6 protein-coding genes are annotated in these 4961 nt (G+C 47.3%); 1 reads left to right on the top strand and 5 read right to left on the bottom strand.

The features are described from left to right. On the top strand, positions 1 to 552 hold a 552-nt coding region (locus JW881_16330), incomplete at its 5' end, for a PT domain-containing protein (GenBank protein ID MBN1699088.1). Positions 553 to 592: 40 nt separating this feature from the next. Here JW881_16330 and JW881_16325 read toward each other — a convergent pair. From JW881_16325 to JW881_16305, 5 genes are all read right to left on the bottom strand, one after another. Next, positions 593 to 1015 (bottom strand): hypothetical protein, encoded by a 423-nt coding sequence (locus JW881_16325; GenBank protein MBN1699087.1) that lies wholly within the window; start codon positions 1013 to 1015, stop codon positions 593 to 595. A gap of 145 nt (positions 1016 to 1160) precedes the next feature. Continuing rightward, positions 1161 to 1688, bottom strand: a complete 528-nt coding sequence (cobO, locus tag JW881_16320) for a cob(I)yrinic acid a,c-diamide adenosyltransferase (GenBank protein MBN1699086.1) — start codon at positions 1686 to 1688, stop codon at positions 1161 to 1163. Positions 1689 to 1765: 77 nt separating this feature from the next. Then, entirely contained in the window at positions 1766 to 3844 is a 2079-nt protein-coding gene (locus tag JW881_16315) for a FecR domain-containing protein (GenBank protein MBN1699085.1), read from the bottom strand. Positions 3845 to 3853: 9 nt separating this feature from the next. Beyond that, entirely contained in the window at positions 3854 to 4444 is a 591-nt protein-coding gene (locus JW881_16310) for a sigma-70 family RNA polymerase sigma factor (GenBank protein ID MBN1699084.1), read from the bottom strand. A 35-nt stretch (positions 4445 to 4479) separates the two neighbouring features. Further along, entirely contained in the window at positions 4480 to 4830 is a 351-nt protein-coding gene (locus JW881_16305; GenBank protein ID MBN1699083.1) for an HPr family phosphocarrier protein, read from the bottom strand. Positions 4831 to 4961: the final 131 nt, after the last annotated feature.

Genomic DNA, 4961 nt, shown 5'->3' with positions numbered 1-4961 from the left:
CCCACGACAGAACCAACGACAGAACCAACGGCCGAGCCGACGGCAGAACCCACAGAAGAACCGACGGCAGAACCCACAGAAGAACCCACGGCAGAACCAACGGCATTGCCGACACCGGGCGGCGGCGGGCTTGCGGTGCAGTACCAGTGTGGTGATACCAATGCAACCAATACGGAAATTAAGCCCCATTTTATCATTGTCAATCTTGATACGGCCGCCCACCCCCTGAGTGAAATGAAGATCAGGTATTACTACACGCTCGAGGGATCGGGACCTGAGACGGTTTACATCGATTATGCGGCTGTAGGCCTGGGTAATGTAACGGCTTCGTTTCAAACCGGGTATCTTGAAGTCGGGTTTACCGCAGAAGCCGGAGATCTCCCCGCATCGGACAATAGCGGCGAGATACATGTCAGGTTTCACAAGAATGACTGGACCGCGTATAATGAAGCGAATGATTATTCCTTCGATGCCTCGAAAACCGCGTATACGGATTGGGAAAACGTCACCCTCTATTTTAACGGCACTCTGGTCTGGGGATACGAGCCGTAAGACCGGTTTCCTTTCGAGACAAAAATGGCACCCGATTACTTTAACGAGATGACGGCATTATAAAGGTTATACTTCTCACCTGTTCAAGCGGGATATGAAGCCTGATTCCATAGTCTATTTCGGTACCGCTTACTTCGACCGTATCACTATCGATGAGGAGAACGGACGATTGGCTGCCGGGAAGGACGACGGAGGCCTGACGATGACCTTTTTCCGCTATCGCTTCTTCATCCGTGAATGTGATCGATCTGATATCGGAAAACTCCAGTCTGAAAACCGTCTCCCGGATCATGCAATTGAAATGTTCATAACCGTTTCTCGAGAAATGTTCGAGCTGATAATTATTGCCGTCCGTATCGACAAGGCGAACCGTATAGCCGCCGTTTTCCGTAAATGCACCTTGTGCGGCAAGAAAAGAGAAAAGAATCATTATCGTACGGAATGCCGTTTTTCGTCTCAACATATATTACCCCATCCCTATTGAATCGTTGAAATTTTCTGACGTCCTTCTTTTATATTTTCGTATTATCCGGGCCGTTTCTCCATCTATTTCTTGGAAGCAGTACGCACCCGGTGCGGCGATACATGGTTCCCGTCAAAGAGTAATCCTACCATTCAATCCCTTTTTGAGCCCTGCGGCCATTGTGAAAGGGATGCTTTATCTCTTTCATATCGGTGACCAGATCCGCCGTTTCGATGAGAAGGGGGGAAGCGCGCCGGCCGGTGACGATAATATGGAGATGTTCCGGCCTTGCCGAAAGTTCTCCGACTATTTCACTTTCCCCGATGAATGAAAGGTCGATAAGATAGGTCAATTCATCGAGGATGATAAGATCATATGAAGACGAACGGATTGTTTCTTTAGTAAACCTCCAGGCCTTCTTTGCCGCACGCTCGTGATTTGTCATGCCTTTTGTTTTCTCTTTTATAAATCCTTTTCCCGTCACATATAAATCGAAAAGTCCGGGAAAATGTTCGGCGAGATGTATTTCCCCGCTTTTCGTGCACTGTTTTATAAACTGTATCATACAAACACGAAATCCGTGGCCCATCGCACGTACCGCGCAACCGAGGGCGGCGGTTGTTTTTCCTTTTCCGTCCCCGGTATATATAATGAAAAGCCCTTTTTCATGCATATCCGGTCTCCTTAATTATCAGTGTACATCCGGGAATAGACGACCGGAAGAGACCATTAATGGCGGGACGGTATAATTTATTGAGGGCCATCTTCCCGTTCTTCATATTGAATCAAAAAGACTTCACCCGAAGCCGTACCGGCCAGAAACGAGTCTCCGAACTCGGAAAGGGAACACCGTATCGGACTCCCTGAAACGGGGAGTCTTTTTTCGATCGTTTTTGTTTCAGTATCAATGATAATAACCTCTCCTTTATCTGTTCCGATTAAAAGCAGACCGTCTGAAAATAATGGTCTTTTATAATAATACCCGTTCGGGTCCGGACGGCTGTCGATCGAAATAAAATGACGCACCGTGAAGGCGTGCGTCTCCATCAGAAAGAGATCCCCTGCCATGGTGAAAATGAAACAGCTGCCGTTATCCCGTCCGGAAATCGAGGCGATACCGCCGGGAAGAGAGGCGGTTTTGATTTCTTTCAGATTCTCATCGAGTATATAAAGGAGGCCCCCGTTATCGCCGAAAAAGACGGTTTTGCCGATCACGGCGACGCTGCAGTAACTTTTGTTTTTCGTGGTGAAAACCGATTTCCGTTTTCCGTCCGGGGAAAACAGAACGATGATTTCATTCGTCAAAGAGGAGACATACACCCGGCTGTTTTCGAATACAGGCGTTGTCGGACTTGAAATCCCATACACCGGAGCGGGGTCTATCGTATCCGGACCCGGGACAAGTGAATAGATACCCGAGCCAAAAGGAAGATAGATGCGTTGATTGTAACTCACCATACGTGAACCGTAACTCATGTAGCCGGGGGCATCGATCGACCTGATTTCCCGTCCCGTTTCCGCATCGAGTACAAGAAGTTTGTTATCATTATAAGAAGAGATATAGACGTTATTACCATAAATAGAGGGCATGGCCATAAAATAGGTGCCTTTCGATTTACCGTATATTTTTTCCCATTTTTTTTCTTCCCGCATGAATCCGATAAGGGCGCCGCCGGTCACGGCAACGGCAAGGTCGGAAGCATCGGCGAATCCGATAATCGCCCGTTCTTCCGCTTCGTCACCGGCGTCATATCGATAAAGGAGAGAGGACGACCATACCCTTTTTTTTCTTATCGGTTTAAACTCGAGACCGCCTATCGTTTTTCTCTCTCCTTCCGAAAAGCTGATTGTCGCTCTGTAAGGAACAAACCCTTCCTTTTCAAGACGAAGATCGTGCCTGCCGGCCGGAAGAGTAACGCTTATCCTGTCTTTGAATGTCGCCCGTTTCCGGTCATCGAGGATAAGCGTCATTGTACCGCTGCCGTCGATGGTGAGTTCCGCCTCTTTTTTTGGATGAACCGGTTTAAGGGGTTCCGTTGCGATAACCGCTTCCAGTTTCCGGTCGAGGGCCTCTCCGGCTTCTTCTTTTTTGAAACGGCCGTCTTCCCATACCCTCATCCCTTCGCCTTCCGTGCATTCAATTGAACGGCCGTCCGGGGACCCTGCGGTAATTGTAACGAGCAGTTTCCCTTCGGCGACCGCAACAAAGGTCCCGTTGCCAATCGAATGTTCGACGAGATACCTGGTCCCGATCGTACGGATGATCGCATAGGGGGTATGGATTTCGATCGCCGGGTCTTTCGAATCGATGACAAGCCCGCCGTCCGCTATTTCCACATTAATTTCAGCCGGAGTGAGACGGGAAAAACCGATTGTGGAGTTCTGCCGTACCGTGAGCCGGGCGCGGTCGTCCAGATGCAATTCGCATTCGGAATCCCGGCCGGTGGCAATAGACGTCCCCTCCCGGATCGTATCGCGTACCTCCAGGTCTTTCTCCTTTTCTTCGGCAATACGCGTTACCATATTGGCGACAAGCGAGACGGTTACGGAAACCGTTTCTCCGCCCGCGATTTCTTTCCCGGGCGGCCGTTGCAGAAAATAAAGACCGATCGGAACCAGGAGGACGACAAGGAGCGCGGCGGCAGCCAGTATCGGTATAAATACGGTTATTTTCCCTGACTTTTTTTGTTCTCCCTCATCGTCGATCCCCTGTCTGATGCCCGCGAGCACATTCTCATCAAGGTGTTCGGGAACCTTTTCGAGGGCATCGAGCCGGGAGAAGATGTCACTGAAATCTTTATCGCTTAACCGCCGTATCCATTTCTTCATCGTGTCACCCTAAAAGAAATCCCGTGAGATGGAATCCATCTCTTTTTTTATCGCGTTTTTAGCCCTCGTAAGCAGACTCTCGATCGCCTTTCCGCTTTTTCCGGTCTCACGCGCAATCTGCTTTATTGATTTATCTTCGATATACTTTTTCCTGAGAACATTACTGTAGGCGTCTTTTATATTTTGTAAGGCCATATTCATGAGGAGGATCTTCTCCTTGTTATGCAGTATTTCCGTCATATCGGACGGTATTCGCTGGTTCTGTTGTATGATGTCCTGATATTTTTTATCTCTGTATTTTTTTCTCAAATGATCGATGAAACGGCGTGAAGCGATCTGAAGTATCCAGCTCTGGATATTTTTCGTCGATTTCAGGTTTGGCGCGGAGACAAGCGCCGAGTGGAATGTGTCGCTGAAAATCTCTTCCGTCGAGGTATAATCACCGTTCGTCTTGATGATGAGGAAATTATATACGGTATCCTTGAGATTTCTATAAACCTTTTCAAACACTTCAGTGTTTCTCTCTTTGAAGAGTAAAAACTCTTTTTCAGAGAGTATAACAAATATCAGTATCATTCCGTCTATTAATCGAATCTCCACCAATAATCCTTTGAAAAAACAATCAACCGCATCGTTTATATACGCTTGACGACGTCTTCGAGAAGAAGCCGGAATGACATTTCAATTTCATTATCCTCCGCTGTGTTTTCATAGAGTTTTTTATCCTTAAAAAGCGTAAATAGATCAAAAAGAACATCCGCAGCCCTTTTTTCGTCTTCACCTTCCGCTATGATCCTGATTTCGGTTCCGTAAGGACTCGAGATTTTATGCAGTTCGATTGTGTCTCGTGCATCCGCTTTGATTCCGGAACCCTCATGTTCGATATAAATTTTGGATTTGAAAAGCCTGGCCGTTCGAACAATATACGAGATAAGGCCGGTATCGAGACCGAATATATGCGTTACCGTCGTTTTCTTTATATACATTGGCTTTTCCGTTTCTTATGATAGAAAAAGAGTTCGTTTACGTCAATATTTATGTCTTGAAATATCATGAAGGTAACCGTTTTTCTCTCCGGAATGCCTGCGTTTTGGTACCGTCAACAGAAATGGTCGAT

Source organism: Spirochaetales bacterium (assembly GCA_016930085.1).
Lineage (GTDB): Bacteria > Spirochaetota > Spirochaetia > SZUA-6 > JAFGRV01 > JAFGHO01.
This window is presented reverse-complemented; position numbering and strand designations above follow the sequence as displayed.